Origin of the sequence: Paraburkholderia phytofirmans, assembly GCF_046028095.1 — a bacterium.
Lineage (GTDB): Bacteria > Pseudomonadota > Gammaproteobacteria > Burkholderiales > Burkholderiaceae > Paraburkholderia > Paraburkholderia phytofirmans_A.
This window is the reverse complement of record NZ_JAQQDJ010000011.1, coordinates 313,035-331,026: the sequence shown is the minus strand read 5'-3', so window position 1 is coordinate 331,026 and position 17,992 is coordinate 313,035. Positions and strand designations below refer to the sequence as shown.

Genomic DNA, 17,992 nt, shown 5'->3' with positions numbered 1-17,992 from the left:
TCGACCGGACAGCGCGCGGGCGGTGGTTTGTTGTTATCGTTCGGCCAGTTCGGTGTCCGCGGGTCACGCAAGATCGGAAGCAGCCGGCTCAGTGAGGCCGCATGATACCGTGCTCCCGCTTGCGCCGCATGCAGGCAAAACGTAATGCGCGCGTGGCGTCAGACCGCGTCCGATGCGGCGCTTTCATTTCTCGACGAATGCTCCGCCCGCTCACGACGCGAGGGCAGCGCCACCGGCGCACGCCGCGTCTTCAAACGAAGGATCGGCTCTTCGATCAGCCGCCACGACAGCATCGCCATGCCGAGCGAAATCGCAAACGACCCGGCGATGCCCACGACGTGCGCCCACACCGGCACCGTGCCGCCGAAGAGCGCCGCGGCGTGATGGTTGCGAGCCAGGTCCGGGATCAGGTTGTGATAGAGGTAGAAGCCATAGCTGATTCGCCCGAAGCTCACCAGCCAGCCCGTTTCGAGCAGGCCGATTACAACGGCATTGCGGCAGCAGGCAATCGAACACACCAGCGCCGCGATGCACACACCGTACGAGGCACTGACCAGGGTGAACAGCAGTGGGCTGTCCACCTCGCTCCACATCGGCTCGGTCGCGCAGAAGCCCACCAGCGCGAGACTCAGCGCGAAGAGCGTCACGCCGTGCCCGAGCCAGCCTCGCAAGCGGCTCGCTTGCCCCGCGATCGTCAAGCCGCCAATGCCGCCCAACGCCAGCAACCAGAAGTTCGTCAGCGGATGCGTGTAAATGGTGATTTCCGGCCAATGCGCCGCGCGCATGGCGAGCAGCGAACCGAGCCCGGCCGCGACGATCGCGAGACACACCGCGCGATGCCGGCGTGTGGCAAGCAGCAGCAGGAGCGGCGCAAACACGAGATAAAACTGCTCTTCGATCGCGAGACTCCACAAATGCGAGTAGCGCCCTGGCCAATAGTGCAGCACGGAACCGATCCAGATGTTCGACAGATAGGCGAAATGAAACGGCATGCCGCTCGCCAGTTCGGGACTCGCGATGCCGAATGCCATCAGCACGCACATCACCACCAGCATCAGGTAGTAAATCGGAAAAATGCGCAGCGTCCGGCGAAACAGAAAGCGCTTCAATTCACCGCCGAATCGACTAGCGCCGCTTTCAATGCGCGCGCGTTGCGCGGCAAGAATGCCGATGATCAGGAAACCGCTCAGCGCGAAGAAAATCCATACGCCGAGATGGCCAATCTCGCCAATGTCGCCGAACAGGCGATGCTGAAAAAACACCATCAGGACTGCGATCGCGCGCAGTCCGTCGAAGCCGGCAATTCTGTTGTTCATGTGGTCGTCTTCCAGTGCGAAGGCGGCGCGCGTAGCGCAGCCGTTCTGGGCGGTAGTGGAAGGACCGGCGCGCATCGGTGACGCTCGGGTCGGCCGTGGCGAGTAGAAGGCGTCGCAATGACGCTTGGCGTACTAGCCGATCGCGGATCGGCGGGCCGCGTGTCCGGTCCACATGAGTGGCCGCCGTCGAAAGGTGGCATCGCGCGAAACGCGCGAGGTCCGACGGGCGTGCATGAAACCATCCTACGATGAAAAAAAGCAAAAAAAATCGCGCATCGCATTCAGCGATTTATTTTCCGCGCTGATTACCGATCGCCCGCGCGTGTGGCGAATTAATGCCGCAAATCTTGCCGCGAACTGAAGGCGTAATGACTCAGTATTACCGCATGCCGACAACGGAATTTCAAATCGCCGCCACGTGATTTGAAATTAGAGGCGGGTTGTCAGCGCGCGCGGCGGGGCAGCGCAGCCTCGCTGGGAACGTTTTATTGTCATGGTGTTCCTACGAAAAACGACGCGCGGCATGCGTGCGTCTCTCCTGCGAGAACCTGAATGGAAACCCGTCGCGGCCGCCCCGGTGGAAGTCCCCCTGGAGGGCGCTCGATCGAAGTGGACTTCTTCCGCGGCGTCGTGCTGATCGTCATCGTGCTGGATCACATTCCCGGCAGCACGCTGTCGCATCTGATGCTGCATGCCTACGCGTTGTGCGATTCGGCGGAAGTGTTCGTGTTTCTCGGCGGCTATGCGTCGGCGGCGGCGTATACGGCGGTACTCGCGGGCCGCGGTGAGAACGCGGCGAAGATGCGCTTTGTCAGGCGCTGCTGGGAAATCTACCGTGCCTATCTGTTGACGGCGGTATTGACGCTGCTGTCCGGCGCCATTCTCGCTACGCTGAATCTGAACCGGCCCATGGTGGACCTCACTGGCTGGCCGCCTTTCGCGGTTCAGCCGCTGCGCGAAGCTTTCGATATCATGCTGCTGCGGCGCCAGCCTTATCTGTCGAGTGTATTGCCAATGTACGTGATCTTCGCGCTCAGCGTGCCGTTCGCGGTGCCTTTGGCGCGGCGTTCGCCGCTCATGGCGCTGAGCCTGAGCGCGCTGATCTGGGCGTTGGCCCGGCCGTTGGCCGCACTATTCAGCATTGACGACGTGGCCGACTGGGCTTTTAATCCGTTTGCATGGCAACTGATGTTCGTACTCGGGATTCTCTGCCGGGTGCAGCCCATCAGCGAGCGCTTTCATGCAACCCGTACCGCGCACTGGTTCACGCGAGTCGCGGTGGTCGCGGTGCTGGCGTTCGCTATCGTCAAACTTTTCGTGCTGACGCAACCTTTGCCCGGCACGTTTAAACAGAATCTGTCTCCTGACCGCGTGATCAACTTCATCGTCATTGCCTGGCTCGCCGCGCAGTTCGTGCGCATGGGTAGCATCGCGTGGCTCGCGCGGCGGCTGCCTGCCGTGGTCACCGTCGGCCGCACGGGGCTCGTGTGTTTCGTTGCGGGCACACTGGTTTCGCTGATCGTCGATACGGCGACGCCGCATATGTTTCATGGCTTTCGCGGCGTGCTGATCGGTCTGGGCGGCGATCTCGTCGCGATCGGCGCCGTGCTGATGATCGCGCGCGGCTGGAACGGCTGGAAAGGGCAGAAGTCGGCTGCGGTCGCCAATGGCGCGGGTTACGGATGAGGTCGCGCCGTCGCCGTGCGCGTGTCGCGCGAGATTCGCGCGCGGTCATCCACGTTGTTGGCGCGATGTTGTGGCTTGCCGCTCACCCGGCGCTCGCCGCGCTCAAGGAAGCGCCCCTCGCCATGCGCTGCGCGGAATTGGCGGGCGCCGTTTTGCAACCGGAACTCATTGCGTTGCCCACTGCCGGCGCGCAGATCGAAAGCGCGGCGATGGTGAGCGCCACTGCGCCCGGCAATCAGCAGGGCGGCGAGTATTGCCGTATTACCGGCCGCATCAAAGGGTTCAACGCCACCACGCCCGATATCCGCTTCGATCTGAATCTGCCGCGCCGCTGGAACGGCCGCGCGCTGCAGATCGGCGGCGGCGGTTATAACGGCGTGGTGGTGAGCGGCACCGGTGTGATGCCGTTCTCGCCGAACCGCGCGCCGCTCGCGCAAGGCTACGCGACGTTCGGCGACGACTCGGGGCATGTCGGCGATTCATCGGTCGCGGTGTTCGGCCTCGTCGACGAGGCCGTCACGAACTTCGGCTTTGCCCATCTGAAGAAAACGCACGATGCCGCGCTTGCGCTGATTGCCCGCGCGTACGGCCGGCCGCCGCAACGCATGTATTTCGCCGGCGGTTCGACCGGCGGCCGCGAAGGCTACACGGTGATGCAGCGCTATCCCGACGACTATGACGGCGTGATCGCCAATTCGCCCGCGCTCAATTTCACGGGCGTACGCCTGCTTGGCGTGAAACTCGGGCAAGCGGAATACAGCACGCCCGGCGGCTTCATTCCGCCGATGCTGCTCGAACACGTCTATCAACGCACGCTCGCCACGTGCGACCGGCTCGACGGCGCGGCGGACGGCATTGTCAGCGATGTTGCTGGATGCCGTGAGCGCGAGGCAGAGATCATCGACTCGCTGCGTTGCAGCGGACGTACGCCTTCGCACGATGAATGCCTCACGAACACGCAGCTTTCCACCTTGCTCGTGATGCGCGACGGACTCTCGTTGCCCTACCGTCTGGCGTGGGATGTCGACGGCTATAGCGGCTACAACATTTTTCAGGGCACGCATCTGACCGGTCTGCTCGGCCTCGCGCATCAGCCGGAGCGCTTGCCGGTGCCGACTTTCTTCGCCAACGGCTACCTGTTCGCGCAAGGCGACGGCTATATCCGCTACTTCGTCGCGCGGGACGCCGGCTTCGACTCGCTCAGGTTCGATACGCAACACCCCGGCAAATATCGCCCGCAACTTATCGCGCTGTCGCAGACGATCGGCGCGATGAACCCCGACCTCACACGCTACATCGCGCGCGGCGGCAAGCTCATCACGCTGCAGGGCCTCGCCGACGAAGTCATCAGCCCGAACCAGACCATCGCCTATTACGAAAAACTGGTCGACCGGTTCGGCATCGACCAGGTCAATAGTTTCATGCGCTTGTACATGGTGCCGGGATTCCAGCATGGCAGCGGCGTGTTCATTCCATCGGTCGATCTGCTGGGCGCGCTCGATAACTGGGTGACGCGCGGGGTATCGCCCGAGACCTTGACGGCAACCGATATCGCGGCGGCGACTAACGGGCGCTCACGTCCGCTGTGCCGCTATCCGCTGTTTCCGCGCTATGTCGGCAAGGGCAATGTGAATTCCGCCAATAGTTTTGTTTGCGCGGAGCCGTGAGCGGTAGTTCTTAAAAAAATGCCTCGAAAGGGAATGACACGCGTGCGTGATCGGAGCCCCCGGTGGATCAACGCGTGATCTGCACTTCAAAAAAGAGGGCGGCGATGCCTTGCATCGGCGCCGTCGCCCCGGTCGAAACTGACCAGTCAATCTCCAACAACAGCCTGTTTTACTGGCCGTTCTGCGTCGTGCCGCCGGCACCATTGTTCATGCCATTGCCGGTCCCGTTGCTCATGCCTTTATTGGTGCCTTTGTTCATGCCATTGCTCATGCCGCTGTTAGAGCGGTTCATCGACGGGCTATTGGGTGTCGCGCCAGTGCCGGTGCCCATACCGCCGCCGGTGCCGGTCACACCCGGCGAGCCGTAGCCCGACTCGCCCGGGCTCTTCATCGACCCGGCGCCCACGCCAGGCGTGGCTGTACCACCAGCGCCGCCGGTCGTGCCGCCGCCCGCACCCACGCCGGTGCCGCCACCGCCCGCACCGCCACCCGCGCCGCCACCGCCACCGCCAGCTTGCGCATACGCGCCGCCCGACAAAGCCATCACGAGCGCCGAAGCGAAAATAGTCCTGGTAATGCGTTTCATGGTTCAACCTCCATAGAGTCGGTTTAATGTCACGCAAGCGCTTGTCGCTCACATGCATTGGACTGCGCAAGCGGTGTGCCTCGTGTAAGCCTTTCGCTTGACCGAGATGTACGCGGCAGCATGCTGGGAATCGAGCATGAGGCGTTCCCGGGGCCGCGTGACCAAACCGATTTGGAAACCGAACTATTTTGCACTGCAGCACGGCGCAGCTCTTTTCTCGTCGCAACCCTACGCGTTTCCGTCCCACTGCCGCGATGCGCTGCACGCTTTCCCACTTTCCTTTACATTGCGGGTGCGATTGTGCTTTAGCATCGCTCCCTCTAATTAAACAACGGTGTCTGCCATCGTCGATTCCATGCAGCCAATCGTCTCAGTCACGAACCTGTCGAAAACCTATGCCACCGGTTTTCATGCCCTTAAAAACATCAATCTGGCGATCAACCGCGGGGAAATCTTCGCTTTGCTCGGGCCGAACGGCGCGGGCAAAACGACTCTCATCAGCATCATTTGCGGCATTGTCAACGCCAGCGCCGGCAGCGTGACGGTGGACGGCCGCGACATCGCGACCGACTATCGCGGCGCGCGCTCGCTGATCGGCCTCGTGCCGCAGGAGTTGACCACCGACTCCTTCGAAACCGTCTGGGCGACCGTCTCGTTCAGCCGCGGGCTGTTCGGCAAGCCGAAAAACCCGGCCTACGTCGAAAAGGTGTTGCGCGACCTGTCGCTGTGGGAAAAGCGCGATAGCAAGATCATCACGCTGTCGGGCGGCATGAAACGGCGCGTGCTGATCGCCAAGGCGCTCTCACACGAGCCGCGTGTGCTGTTCCTCGACGAACCGACCGCCGGCGTGGACGTGGAGCTGCGCCGCGACATGTGGAAGCTGGTGCGCTCGCTCGCCGAGAGCGGTGTGACGATCATCCTCACCACGCACTATATCGACGAGGCTGAGGAAATGGCCGACCGCATCGGCGTGATCAGCGCGGGTGAAATCATGCTGGTCGAAGAGAAAACGGAGTTGATGCGCAAGCTCGGCAAGAAGCAGTTGACGCTGCAACTGGAGAGTCCGCTCGCGCAAGTTCCGGCCTCGCTCGCGGGCTACGGGCTCGACGTCGCGAAGGGCGGCAACGAGCTGATCTACACCTACGAAGGCGAGGGCGGACGCACCGACATCATCGCGCTGCTCAAAGCACTCGACGACGCCGGCATCCGCTTCAAGGACCTGCACACCACCCAAAGTTCGCTCGAAGACATCTTCGTCAGTCTGCTCCGAGGTAACCAATGAACATCTACGCGATTCGCGCGATCTACAAGTTCGAGATGGCGCGCACCTGGCGCACGCTGATGCAGAGCATCATCGCGCCGGTGATTTCGACTTCGCTTTACTTCGTCGTGTTCGGCGCGGCGATCGGTTCGCGCATCAAGGAAGTGGACGGCATCAGTTACGGCGCGTTCATCGTGCCGGGTTTGATCATGCTGTCGCTGCTATCGCAAAGCATTTCGAATGCGTCGTTCGGGATTTACTTTCCGCGCTTTACCGGCACGATCTACGAGTTGTTGTCGGCGCCGGTGTCGTATCTGGAAATCGTCGTCAGTTATGTGGGCGCGGCGGCCACCAAATCGATTCTGCTCGGGCTGATCATTCTCGCGACCGCGGGCTTGTTCGTGCCGCTGCAAGTGCAGCATCCGTTCTGGATGATCCTGTTTCTCGTGCTCACGGCGGTGACGTTCAGTCTGCTCGGTTTCATTATCGGCATCTGGGCGGATAGCTTCGAGAAGCTGCAACTCGTGCCGCTTTTGATCATCACGCCGCTGACTTTTCTGGGCGGCAGTTTCTATGCGGTCAATATGCTGCCGCCGTTCTGGAAGGTCGTGACGCTGTTCAATCCGATCGTCTATCTGGTTAGCGGCTTTCGCTGGAGCTTCTATGGTCTCGCCGATGTGAATGTCGAGGTGAGTCTCGGCATGACCGCACTGTTTTTGGCGGTGTTCTTGTTGATCGTTGCGTGGATCTTCAAGACCGGTTACCGGCTCAAGACCTGATAGTCCGCTTGTCATGCGAAACTCCCGACACCCCTAACACGGAGCCGATAGCCACTATGTCAGTCGATCTCAGTCTGATTGAGCGAAGCGCGTGCGAAGTCGTCGATCTGTTGCGCGAGGAAGCGGTGAGTCCGCACGACCTGCTCGACACGCTTGCCGCGCAGGTGGGGCGCGTCGAGCCGCAGGTCAACGCGCTGCCCACGCTGTGTTTCGAGCGCGCGCACGCTCATGCCGATGCGCTGCTGAAAAAGCCCGTGGCCGAGCGCGGCTTGCTGTGCGGCCTGCCGGTGCCGATCAAGGATTTGACCGACGTAGCCGGCGTGCGCACCACGCGCGGGTCGCTGGTTTATCGCGACCGTGTGCCGGAAACGTCGGATGCCGGCGTGACCTTGCTCGAAGCACGCGGCGGCGTGGTCTACGCAAAATCCAACACGCCGGAGTTCGGCTCCGGCGGCCATACGTATAACAGCGTGTTCGGCGTGACGCGCAATCCCTGGAACCCGGCGCTTTCGGCGGGCGGTTCGTCCGGCGGCGCGGCGGCCGCGCTGGCGTCGGGCACAGCGTGGGTCGCGCAGGGCTCGGATCTGGCGGGATCGCTGCGCACGCCATCGGCTTTCTGCGGCGTAGTCGGCTTGCGGCCGACGCCGGGCCGGGTCGCGTACGGTCCGGCCGCCAATCCTTACGACACGCTCGGCATTCACGGACCGATGGCGCGCAACGTCACCGACGCGGCGCTGCTGCTCGACGCGATGTGCGGCGAAGTCGAGAGCGCGCCGTTGTCGCTGCGTGAGCCGGCGACCTCGTTCCTGGAGTATGCGCGGCGGCCGCAACGTCCGGCGCGTGTTGCGTTCAGCGAAGGGCTCGGCATCGCCACCGTCGAGCCGGAAATCCTGGCGATCTGCCGCAAGACAATGGAACGGCTGTCGACGGATGGCGTCAGCGTCGAGGAGAACGATCTCGATCTGAGCGCGGCGACGCAGGCGTTCCACACGCTACGCGGCCTTGCCTACGCGACGAATTACGAAGACGTGCTGGCGCAACACCGCGACGTGCTGAATCCCAACGTGATCTGGAATATCGAGTTCGGTCTGCAGTTGGATAACCGCGCGATGCGTTCGGCGCAACGCACTCGCGCAGAACTCTTCTACAAGCTGAATGCGCTGTTGCAGCGCCATGACGTGCTGATCTGTCCGGCCTCGATCGTGCTGCCGTTCCCGGTTGAAGCACGCGATATCCGCGACGCGGTCGGCCAGCATTTCGAGACCTACATCGACTGGCTCGCCATCACGTATGCGCTGACGCTCACCGGCATGCCGGTCATCGCGATTCCGTGCGGCATGAGCGCGAGCGGGCTGCCTGTCGGTATTCAGATCGTCGGCAAACCGCGTGGCGAGGCGGCATTGCTTTCCGCGGCGCGCGCGATCGAAGAGATAATCGGCACCTGGGCCACCGGCAAGCCGCAAGTCTTGTGAACGTCGTCACCACGTCGATCTCACTGCGTTGACCCGACGTGACGGCGCTCGCCGTCACGTCCGCGACCTCGTTTTACTTCCTCCGCAATCCCCCTTAGTCCGTCCGGACGATGCCCGTGCGCGCCGAATCACCGTCAATGTCCGTATGAACCGGCAAGCGGCGCAGCCTCGATCGTGGCGCGCCCTATTGCGACAAAAACGCCGTGCGGCAGGCATTCAGGCCGCGAGCATGGACAGGCACGGAGACAGGCATGAGGCAGGAGGGCGGCAAAATGAAAGCGAGAATTCAGCGCGATGGACTGGTAGCCGGTTTGCTGGTGGCGATCGGCGTGATCGGCGTGTCGGTGCGGCAGTTATACGCGTGCGCATGGAGCGACGAATTTCCCGGCATGGTGTGCACGGCGGGCTCGTCGTTGTCGCTGTTTCTCGGCATCACCGGACTGGCCGCGCTGGCAGGCCGAGTGTGGGCGCGCCGTTCAGGCGCGGACGAGCAGTGCTTCACGTTCCTCGGCGCGGTAGGCGGCGCGGCGGTCGTGTTCGCGATGGTGGTGAGCGGTGTTTAGCGCAAAGCGCGCGTGTTTATGTCGAGCGCAACGAGGCTTGGTTCGATACGGTGCTTGCATGGACACTATCGAACCTCGCTGCATGCCCAAGGCTACGTATCAGGCAACAATAGCCGGATGCGCCTGCACCGGCCCGCCCAATGCTTCACGATGCGACGGCGGCCGCCGTCCGTCGAGTTCGGTGACGCCGTACTCGTGAGCCAACTCAGCGCCGACCAGCACCATGCCCGACTTTTGCATTCGTTGCGGATCGCGATACAGCGCGTCGATCAGACGCCCGGTGAACTGCGGCGTCTCCGCCAGTTCGCTGAACCCCGCATATTGCTCGGGATGCGCGGCGATCACGCGCGCGGTGCGCTCCGTTTGCAACATGCCCATCCAGATCGACACTGCGGCCACGCCATACGGTTTCAGATCGACGGCCATATCCTTGGCGAATTTATCGACGCCCGCTTTCTGCGCGCCATAGGCCGCGCCGTGCATATAGCAACTCGCGCCGAACGACGACGTGAACGCGATCAAGCCGCTGCCCTGCGCGGCCATCATTTGCGCGGCGTGCCAGCTCGCCACATACGCGGATCGCAAGCCGACGTCGAGGATATCGACGAGTTCGAGCGGCTTCTCCCAGAACGGCGCGGCGCGGATCAGCTCATCGTGCAACGTGGTGGCGTTGTTGACGAGAATATCCAGCCGCCCGCTGGCATGGCGAATATGTTCGAAGACTTCGGCGACTTGCTGGTCATCGGCATGATCGCAGGTCAGGGCGATGCCTTTGCCGCCCAGTTTGTCGATTTCGATTGCTGTCGCGTGCACCGTGCCGGGCAAGGGCGCGTCGCCTTCGCGTTGCGTGCGGCCGGTCACGTAGACGGTTGCGCCAGTTGCCGCGAGCGCGAGAGCGATGCCCTTGCCCGCGCCGCGCGACGCGCCGGTGACGAGGGCGACGTAGGGTTGTGTCCGTGCAGTCATGGAGGATTCAGCAGGAAGTAGTGTGGAGTTCGGACGAAGCGTTGCGAGTGCCTACCTGTGTCGGTGCGAAAGAGTGACGAACGCCGGCCTTTTGTGGCGTGGATTCGAACGCATGCGGATTGTCGAGATCCGCTTCGCCCAGAGGAATGAACGCCATGATTTCCAGGTCGTGGCCCGAAAGCGCCGGCAGTCTGAATGGACTCGACAGCACGTTCAGTCTGCGCACGCCGAGATCGCGCAAAATCTGCGAGCCGATGCCCGACAGGCGTCCATCCTTGCGAGTGGTGGCGCCCGGCGTACTGCGGCTCGCGTCGGCATGCATGTCGCAATCGAGCAGCACCGCCACGCCGCATCCGGCCGCGTCGATCTTTTGCAATGCCGCGTGCAGCGGCCACGAATGCGCGGACGGCTCGGCATCGAGCAGATCGAGCAGCGAGAAACATTCGTGCACGCGCGTCAGCACCGGCACTTCGGGCAGCGGGTTGCCGCGCACCAGCGCGAGATGCGTGGAAGCGCGCACGGTGTCGCGATACTGGATCGCACGGAACGGTCCCCACGGCGTGTGCAGCGGCCGCTCGCCGACACGCTCCACGAGCGATTCGTTGATGCTGCGATAGTGGATCAGATCGGCGATGGTGCCGATCTTCAGTTTGTGGAGTCCGGCGAATTCGATCAGTTGCGGCAGGCGCGCCATGGTGCCGTCGTCGTTCATGATCTCGCAGATCACGGCGGCAGGCGTCAGGCCGGCGAGCGCGGTGAGATCGCAACCGGCTTCCGTGTGTCCGGCTCGCACCAGCACGCCGCCCGCACGCGCCGCAATCGGGAACACGTGACCCGGCTGCACCAGATGCTCGGCGCGCACGTCGGCGTGAATCGCGGTACGGATCGTGTGCGCGCGGTCGGCTGCGGAGATGCCGGTGGTCACGCCTTGCGCAGCTTCGATGCTGATGGTGAACGCGGTGCCGTATTGCGTGCCGTTCTGTTGCGCCATCGGCGTGAGCTTCAGCCGCTCGCAATGTTCGGCGGCCAGCGTCAGGCATACGAGGCCGCGTCCGAAGCGCGCCATGAAATTGATCGCCTCGGGCGTGACGTGATCGGCGGCGATCAGCAGATCGCCTTCGTTCTCGCGATCTTCCTCGTCGACCAGAATGATCATGCGGCCGGCTTTCAGTTCGGCGACGATTTCGTCGGTGGTGGCCAGTTTCATCGTGGTGATCCGTGCGGGGTGAAGAACACAAACGGCGTCAGCGTGCGCCGGAGCCGAAAACGGGGGGACGTCTGCCGAAAAACGCGTCGATGCCTTCGCGGAAATCGTCGCCGGCCGCGCAGTGCAGGAAGCTGCGCTGCTCCGCGTACAGATGCTCGCCGAAGCTACGCTGCGGCGCGTGCAGCAGCAGATCCTTGGTGTGTGCGAAGGCATCCGGCGCGAGCGCGCCCATGCGTTTGAGCAGCGAGCGCGTGGCCGTGACGAGTTCGTCGTCCGCTACGACCCAGTTGACGAGGCCGGCACGCAGCGCTTCATCGGCCGTGTGGGGTTCGTCCAGATACAGCCACTGCGCGGCTTGCCTCGCGCCGAGCGCGCGCGGCAGCATGTATGTGGCGCCGCCGTCGGGCGAGGTGCCGATGCGGCCATAAGCCGACTTGAATGTAGCGCGTTGCGCGGCGATAGCCAGGTCGCAGGCCGCCACGAGGCTCAAACCGAAGCCCGCGACCGCGCCGTTGATGCTCGCAATCACCGGCTTGCGCGAACTCGTGATGGTCGCGACCACGGTTTGCGCGAGCCGCACGAGTTTGCCGATCGCGCGGTCGCGGGCCGCCGGTTGGGCATCGAGGGCGGCGCGCATGGCCTGCAAATCGCCGCCCGCCATGAAGGCGTCGCCGGCGCCTGTAAGCACGATGGCGCGGATTTCGTCGTGATGCGCGAGGCGTGTGAGCTTGGCGTTCAGTTCGGTTGCCATGGCTTCGTTCAGAGCGTTCAAGGCGTCGGGGCGGTCGAACGTGAGCGTCGCGATGCCGTCTTCGGCCGCGAGGCGAATCAATGCTGTCATGTCAGGTCGGATCAACGAAGTACGAAAGGCTCGACACGCAGCGCGCAATACAACGCGCGCGCGGCTATCGTGATTGCGTGATCGGCGGCATCGAGCACGCCGAGCAGGCTGGCAAAGCCATGCATCTGGCCAGGCCAGCGCATGTGGGTGGTCAGCACGCCGGCTTGTGCGAGCCGGCGCGCGTAGTGTTCGGCTTCATCGCGCAGCGGGTCGTACTCGGCGCTGATAATGGTGGCGCTCGCCACGCCGCTGAGATCGGCGGCGGCGAGCGGGCTGGCGAGCGGATTCGCGCGATCGGCGCCGTTGTCGAAATACTGGTCCTTGAACCAGCGCATCTGGTCCGCGCTCAGGAAGTAGCCAGTACCCATCGATTCATATGACGGATGTTCCGTTGCGCAATCCACCACCGGATAAAGCAGCAACTGGTGCGCGATATTCACGCCGCAATCACGCAACTGTTGTGCTACTACCGCGGCGAGATTGCCGCCCGCGCTATCGCCGGCGACAGCCAGCGTACCGGCGCGCACGCGCAGATCGGCCGCATTGGCGGCGGCCCAGCGCACGGCGTCGAGCGCATCGTGCGCGGCGGCTGGGAAGCGCGCTTCGGGCGCGAGCCGGTAATCGACGGAGAGCACCACGCTTTGCGCCCGTTGCGCGAGGCAGCGGCACAGGTTTGCGTGTGTATCGAGCCCGCAGGCTACGAAGCCGCCGCCGTGAAAAAACACGGTGAGCGGCAGCAATGCGTCGCGATCGACGCCGCCACTTGCGGCCGCCTGCACAGGCCGGTAAAGACGCGCGGCAATCGAACCGTTCGCCGTGGGAATCAGCAGATCTTCTTCAGCCGCGACCTTATCGCCGGGTGCAAAAGCGCCGCCCGCAGCGATCATCGCGCGGTAAGCGGGCGCGCTGAGTTGCGTGAAGTCGAGCGCGGGCATGCCGGCGAAGGCGGCGAGAACGGCCTGCGCCTGGGGATCGAGCGCCATCGGGTCTCCTGAGAAGGCTGTTATGAAAGCGGCTATACCGGGTATTGCAAAGCGAGCGCGGGCCACGCGACGAGCGAATGGCCGCGCCTGTAAGCGCCGATTGCATTGAAGCGCGGCGCCGTGACGGGGGCATCGTCCGATTGGACGAGAGTTCATTTGCACGCTCAGCGAAACTTCCCTCAGCTAAGTAGTTCCACCGATGCCAGCAGCCGGAGCGCCCCGTAAGCTTGGCGTCGCGATGCAAAGTCGCATGGAGGACGGAGCGTGTTGATGGAGACAAAATGGGCCCCTGAAGAGGGTCAGTCCGCGGGCGAACTCGCGGACATGAGCGTGGCGCAGTTCAGTGAACTTGCCGCGCGTATTTATCAGGGCCCGCTCGAAGCCACGCCGTGGGCCAGTGCGCTGGAACTGATCCGCACCTCGCTCGGCGCGAGCTATGCGACGCTGATTCTGCGTTCGCCTTCGAGCGATCGGCGCGGCCTGATGGTGCATGCGTCGGAAACCGGGCCGGGCGTGCCGGGCGAAGCGTCGTACAACAACTACTACTATTCGCTCGACCCGTTCGTCGGCTTGCCCGCCGAACGCGTGGTGACGGTCGACGAAGTTTTCGGCGACACCGGCTGGCTCACCAGCGAGCTGTACAAGCAGTTCCTGAAGCCGGCGGATATCCGCTACATCATGGGCGCGGATCTGCGCACGGAGTCCGGCGTGGAATGCCGTTTCCGCGTGTGCCGCAGTCATGGCGCGACGCATTTTTCCGCACGCGACAAGGCGTTTTGCGCGCTCCTGCTGCCGCATTTGCGTCGAGCGGTCGAACTGCACTCGCGGCTCGACATCGTCGAATCGGAGCGCACGCTGTATGCGAGCGCGATCGACCGGATGCTGGTGGGCACGGTCACGCTCGACGAGAGCGGCGCAATCATGCGCACCAACAGCGTGGCCGACGAAATTCTCGCGCAGGCCAATGGGCTGCGTATCCTGCATGGCCATGTCGAGGCCACCGACGCTCAGGAGAACCGCAATCTGCAGCGCCTCGTGCGTCATGCGCTGATGGGCCACTTCGGCACCGCCGCGCCGATCGTCGAAGCCATGCCGATCACACGCGGTTGCGACAAGCCGCGACTCGGCGTGCTGGTGCGCACGATTCCGCTCTCGGACTGGTCGGAGGACAACAAGCGCCGCCCGGCGACGGTGCTGTTCCTGCGCGATCCGGATCGCAAGTCGCAGGGTTCGCAGGAGATCGTGCGCAAGCTGTTCGATCTCACGCCGGCGGAGACGTCGCTCGCCTTGCTGTTGACCAATGGCTTGACGCTGGAAGAAGCCGCCGACGAACTGGGCATCAGCAAGAACACCGCGCGCGCGCATTTGCGAGCGATTTTCTCGAAGACCGGTGTGACGCGTCAGGCGACGCTCGTGCGGATTCTGCTGGGCAGCGTGGTGCCGCTCGGTTAGCCCTTTGGCGTTGCATGCCCCGCCGCGCTTTTCTTACGCGCGGCGGGCGCTGCAACGTATCAAGCGCGTATCAACCCACGCGCTTCTGCGACAACACCAGCAACGCGCCGTGTTTGTCCTCCAACACAGCGCGCCATTCGTGCGGACCTTGCTGCACCGGCACCCTCACTGAAGCACCGGCCGCCACGACGCGTGCCATCGCCGCATACAGGTCGTCGTTTTCGTCGACACGAAACACCAGCGCCGCGCGCTCGACGATCCTTTCCTCGCCCGCCACCAGCGCCACGGTCAGTGCGCCGCCATCGAGCGCGCAGTAGCGCTCGCCGTCGCGGAATTTCACCGCCAGTCCCAGCCCGTCGACAAAGAGCGGCAGCGCCTCGTCGATCGTATCGACCGGGTACAGCATCATCGAAGCCTTCATTGCATTGCACTCCCATCGGTTGAGCATCGTTGCATCGTCGTTGCACAGCGCTTCGATCGTGCGCCACGCACACGCGCCGCACGAGGTCCAATCGGACTAGCCCGCACGCGAAAAACCGGCGCGCAACGCCTTCGATCAAAGCGTCCACATCAAAGCGCGCGCCGTTAATCCAAATAGACGATGCCGGCAAGCACGCGCGATCTGAAACTCCATTCCGTGGACCGTCACGATCTTCGCGAGAGGTTCATCGCCGGGTCGCGGGCGGACCGCCCGTTTCAGCACAGTCCAAAATTCATGGAGACGCACGCAATGAAGTTTTCTCTGATCTACGAAGCCCAGACCACGGACGCTTCGCGGGAAGGCGATCACCGGGTATTCAAGGAGACCGTCGAGCAGGCGCTCCTCGCCGAGCAGATGGGTTTCGATACCGTATGGTGCGTCGAACACACGTCGCTGACCAACTACGCGCACATGAGCGCGCCGGAAACCTTTCTCGCGTATCTGGCGGGACGTACCACGCGAATCGGCCTCGGCCACGGCGTGATCTGCCTGCCGCCCGCGATGAACCATCCGATCAAGGTGGCGGAGCGAGTCGCCCTGCTCGACATCCTGTCCGGCGGCCGCGTGCATTTCGGCGTCGGCAAGGGCGGCAGCCAGCAGGAAGCCGGTGCCTTCGGCTACGATCTCGCCGAGCTGCAGCCGATGATCGACGAATCCATGTACCTCGTGCCGAAGATGTTCGTGCAGGACGAGATCGAGCACGACGGCAAATACATCAAGATTCCTAAGCGACCGATTCACCCGAAGCCGTTCCAGGACCCGCATCCGCCGATGTACATGGCGTGCACCAACAACGACGGCCTGCTGCGCGCCGGACAGCGCGGCCTCGGCGCACTGGTGCTCGGTTTCGGCGGCCCCGATGAAGTGGCGAAGAAGAACGCGATCTATCGCGAAGCCTGGGCAACGCGCAAGCCCGAAGACCAGGTCGGCTTTCGTCCGACCCAGCATCTGGCCGCGCTGTGCCCGACGGTGGTAATGAGCGATGGCCAGCAGGCGCGCAAGATCGGCATTCGCGGGCAGCGCTATTTCATGGAGTCGCTCGCGTACTGGTATACGGGCGGCGAGCGTCCTGATCCGTCGAGCTGGGGCGACGATCTCGTGAAGGGCAATACCGGCGAAATGGTGATCCGTTCGCGCTTCGCTTCGGAAGAGGTGGTGGTCGATTTCAGCGACCCGGCCCTTTCGATGATGAACCCCAACCACGCGTACGGCACCGTGGACGACTGCATCGGCTACGTGGGGCGCTTGATGGAAGCGGGCGTGGACGAGGTGCTGTTCCTTTGCCAGATGGGCACCGTGCCGCAGGAAGCGCAGCTCGAAACGATCCGCAATATCGGCGAGCACGTGATTCCTTATTTCAACCGCGTGAAGGCGGGCAAAGAGAAGGCGCAGGCCGTGGCGTAACGGCGCTGACGCCTGAACCGGCGCGTCGCTAGTCCCTTCAGACGATGCGACGCGCCCGCCGCGCCTCGAAGATGAACCCAACAGAACAAGCGCGAAACCTCTCGCGTAGACCCAGGAGACAGCCGTGCATCGCGACAACGACTCGAACGCCCTTGCCGCCGAACTGATCGCCCGTGCCGAAGCGCTCGCGCCGGTGTTGGCCGGCCGCGCCGCGCAAGCCGAGGCTAACGGGCGCATTCCCGCCGAAACAGTGGCCGATTTTCAGGCGGCCGGACTGTTCAAGGTATTGCAGCCGAAACGCTATGGCGGCTACGAACTCGACCCGCAAACCTTCTTCGAGATTCAGATGGCGGTGGCGCGCGGTTGCATGTCGAGCGCCTGGGTGTACGGCGTGGTTGGCGTGCACAACTGGCAGCTCGCGCTGTTCGACGAACGCGCGCAAGAAGATGTGTGGGGCAAGGATCAAAGCACGCTGATCGCGTCCACCTATATGCCGGTGGGACGCGTGACGCCCGTCGAAGGCGGCTTCCGGCTGTCGGGCCATTGGAAGTTTTCGAGCGGCAGCGAATTGTGCGACTGGGTGTTTCTCGGCGCGCTGGTGCCACCGGCCAAAGACGGCGAGCCGCCGGAATACCGCACCTTTCTGCTGCCGAAGAGCGATTACACGATCCAGCAGGACTGGGACGTGCTGGGCTTGCGCGCGACCGGCAGTCACGACATCGTGGTGAACGATGCATTCGTGCCGGACTACCGCACGCACAAAGCCATCGACGGGATGATGGGCACGAGCCCCGGCCTCGCGCTCAACGACGCGCCGTTGTTTCATCTGCCGTTCGCACAGATATTCGTGCGCGCAGTCTGCACGGCCTGCATCGGCGCATTGCAAGGCGCGCTCGACGATTTCACCGCGTACGCCGCCACGCGCGTGAGCGCCAACAGCGGCGCGAAGACCACCGACGATACGGGCGCGCAAACGGCCTGCGCCAGCGCGTCGGTAGCGCTCGACGAAATGAAGCTATTGCTCAAGCGCAATTTTGTCGAACTGATGGCAGCCGCTAACGGCGGCCCTGAAGTGTCGATCGAACGGCGCGTGCTGTTTCGCTATCAATCCGCGCAGGTCGCGGAGCGTTGCGCGCAGGCCGCCAACGCACTGTTGCGCTACGCGGGCGGCAACGGCATCTACAACCGCAATCCGCTGGTGCGGCGTTTCCTCGATCTGCATGCGGCGCGCGCGCACTACGCGAATAACGTCGACCGCTTCGGTCAGAATCTCGGCGCCGTGATGCTGGGACGTCCGAACACCGATTTCTTCATCTGACGGACGCGCT

At 63.6% G+C, this 17,992-nt stretch carries 16 protein-coding genes and 1 pseudogene; 10 read left to right on the top strand and 7 right to left on the bottom strand.

What is annotated here, in order from left to right:
• Positions 1-158: 158 nt before the first annotated feature.
• On the bottom strand, positions 159-1,316 hold the full coding sequence (locus tag PQR54_RS28555; RefSeq protein ID WP_408251574.1) for an acyltransferase family protein: 1,158 nt from the start codon (positions 1,314-1,316) through the stop codon (positions 159-161).
• A gap of 232 nt (positions 1,317-1,548) precedes the next feature.
• Here PQR54_RS28555 and PQR54_RS28550 point away from each other — a divergent pair, with 232 nt between their 5' ends.
• From PQR54_RS28550 to PQR54_RS28540, 3 genes are all read left to right on the top strand, one after another.
• Positions 1,549-1,677: a hypothetical protein gene (locus PQR54_RS28550; protein ID WP_408251572.1), complete on the top strand. Its 129-nt coding sequence runs from the start codon at positions 1,549-1,551 to the stop codon at positions 1,675-1,677.
• Between the two features lie 191 nt (positions 1,678-1,868).
• Positions 1,869-3,002, top strand: a complete 1,134-nt coding sequence (locus PQR54_RS28545; protein ID WP_408251570.1) for an OpgC domain-containing protein — start codon at positions 1,869-1,871, stop codon at positions 3,000-3,002.
• A 65-nt stretch (positions 3,003-3,067) separates the two neighbouring features.
• Positions 3,068-4,669: a tannase/feruloyl esterase family alpha/beta hydrolase gene (locus PQR54_RS28540; RefSeq protein WP_408251568.1), complete on the top strand. Its 1,602-nt coding sequence runs from the start codon at positions 3,068-3,070 to the stop codon at positions 4,667-4,669.
• 169 nt (positions 4,670-4,838) lie between these two features.
• On the opposite strand, the gene PQR54_RS28535 is transcribed toward PQR54_RS28540, so the two are convergent.
• On the bottom strand, positions 4,839-5,255 hold the full coding sequence (locus PQR54_RS28535; RefSeq protein WP_408251566.1) for a hypothetical protein: 417 nt from the start codon (positions 5,253-5,255) through the stop codon (positions 4,839-4,841).
• Positions 5,256-5,610: 355 nt separating this feature from the next.
• Between PQR54_RS28535 and PQR54_RS28530 the strand changes: the two genes are divergently transcribed.
• The 4 genes from PQR54_RS28530 to PQR54_RS28515 all read left to right on the top strand — a co-directional run bounded on the left by PQR54_RS28530 (position 5,611) and on the right by PQR54_RS28515 (position 9,330).
• A complete protein-coding gene (locus tag PQR54_RS28530; protein WP_408213116.1) occupies positions 5,611-6,537 on the top strand; it encodes an ABC transporter ATP-binding protein in 927 nt (308 codons plus the stop codon).
• Positions 6,534-7,295 (top strand): ABC transporter permease, encoded by a 762-nt coding sequence (locus tag PQR54_RS28525; protein ID WP_106282490.1) that lies wholly within the window; start codon positions 6,534-6,536, stop codon positions 7,293-7,295. Before PQR54_RS28530 ends, PQR54_RS28525 begins: the two co-directional genes overlap by 4 nt.
• A 56-nt stretch (positions 7,296-7,351) precedes the next feature.
• The gene (locus PQR54_RS28520; RefSeq protein ID WP_408251564.1) at positions 7,352-8,767 is read left to right on the top strand and encodes an amidase; all 1,416 of its coding nucleotides are present in this window, start codon (positions 7,352-7,354) and stop codon (positions 8,765-8,767) included.
• A 272-nt stretch (positions 8,768-9,039) separates the two neighbouring features.
• A complete protein-coding gene (locus tag PQR54_RS28515) occupies positions 9,040-9,330 on the top strand; it encodes a hypothetical protein (protein ID WP_408251562.1) in 291 nt (96 codons plus the stop codon).
• A gap of 99 nt (positions 9,331-9,429) precedes the next feature.
• Here the strand turns inward: PQR54_RS28515 and PQR54_RS28510 are convergent, their stop codons facing one another.
• The 4 genes and pseudogenes from PQR54_RS28510 to PQR54_RS28495 all read right to left on the bottom strand — a co-directional run bounded on the left by PQR54_RS28510 (position 9,430) and on the right by PQR54_RS28495 (position 13,327).
• Complete coding sequence (locus PQR54_RS28510) at positions 9,430-10,296, bottom strand: SDR family NAD(P)-dependent oxidoreductase (RefSeq protein WP_408251560.1); 867 nt, start codon at positions 10,294-10,296, stop codon at positions 9,430-9,432.
• 109 nt (positions 10,297-10,405) lie between these two features.
• Positions 10,406-11,503 (bottom strand): annotated as a pseudogene (gene ribBA / locus PQR54_RS28505) (bifunctional 3,4-dihydroxy-2-butanone-4-phosphate synthase/GTP cyclohydrolase II); the annotation flags it as partial.
• A 37-nt stretch (positions 11,504-11,540) separates the two neighbouring features.
• Complete coding sequence (locus tag PQR54_RS28500) at positions 11,541-12,344, bottom strand: enoyl-CoA hydratase/isomerase family protein (protein WP_408251558.1); 804 nt, start codon at positions 12,342-12,344, stop codon at positions 11,541-11,543.
• Between the two features lie 11 nt (positions 12,345-12,355).
• Entirely contained in the window at positions 12,356-13,327 is a 972-nt protein-coding gene (locus PQR54_RS28495; RefSeq protein ID WP_408251556.1) for an alpha/beta hydrolase, read from the bottom strand.
• A gap of 270 nt (positions 13,328-13,597) precedes the next feature.
• Here PQR54_RS28495 and PQR54_RS28490 point away from each other — a divergent pair, with 270 nt between their 5' ends.
• On the top strand, positions 13,598-14,779 hold the full coding sequence (locus PQR54_RS28490) for a helix-turn-helix transcriptional regulator (protein WP_408251554.1): 1,182 nt from the start codon (positions 13,598-13,600) through the stop codon (positions 14,777-14,779).
• Between the two features lie 70 nt (positions 14,780-14,849).
• Here the strand turns inward: PQR54_RS28490 and PQR54_RS28485 are convergent, their stop codons facing one another.
• Positions 14,850-15,200 carry a VOC family protein gene (locus PQR54_RS28485; protein ID WP_408251552.1) on the bottom strand — a complete coding sequence of 117 codons (351 nt, stop codon included), beginning with the start codon at positions 15,198-15,200 and terminating at the stop codon, positions 14,850-14,852.
• Between the two features lie 309 nt (positions 15,201-15,509).
• On the opposite strand from PQR54_RS28485, the gene PQR54_RS28480 reads away from it, so the two are divergent.
• On the top strand, positions 15,510-16,664 hold the full coding sequence (locus PQR54_RS28480; RefSeq protein ID WP_408251550.1) for an LLM class flavin-dependent oxidoreductase: 1,155 nt from the start codon (positions 15,510-15,512) through the stop codon (positions 16,662-16,664).
• A 124-nt stretch (positions 16,665-16,788) separates the two neighbouring features.
• On the top strand, positions 16,789-17,982 hold the full coding sequence (locus PQR54_RS28475; protein ID WP_408251548.1) for a flavin-dependent monooxygenase: 1,194 nt from the start codon (positions 16,789-16,791) through the stop codon (positions 17,980-17,982).
• The last annotated feature ends 10 nt before the right edge of the window (positions 17,983-17,992 follow it).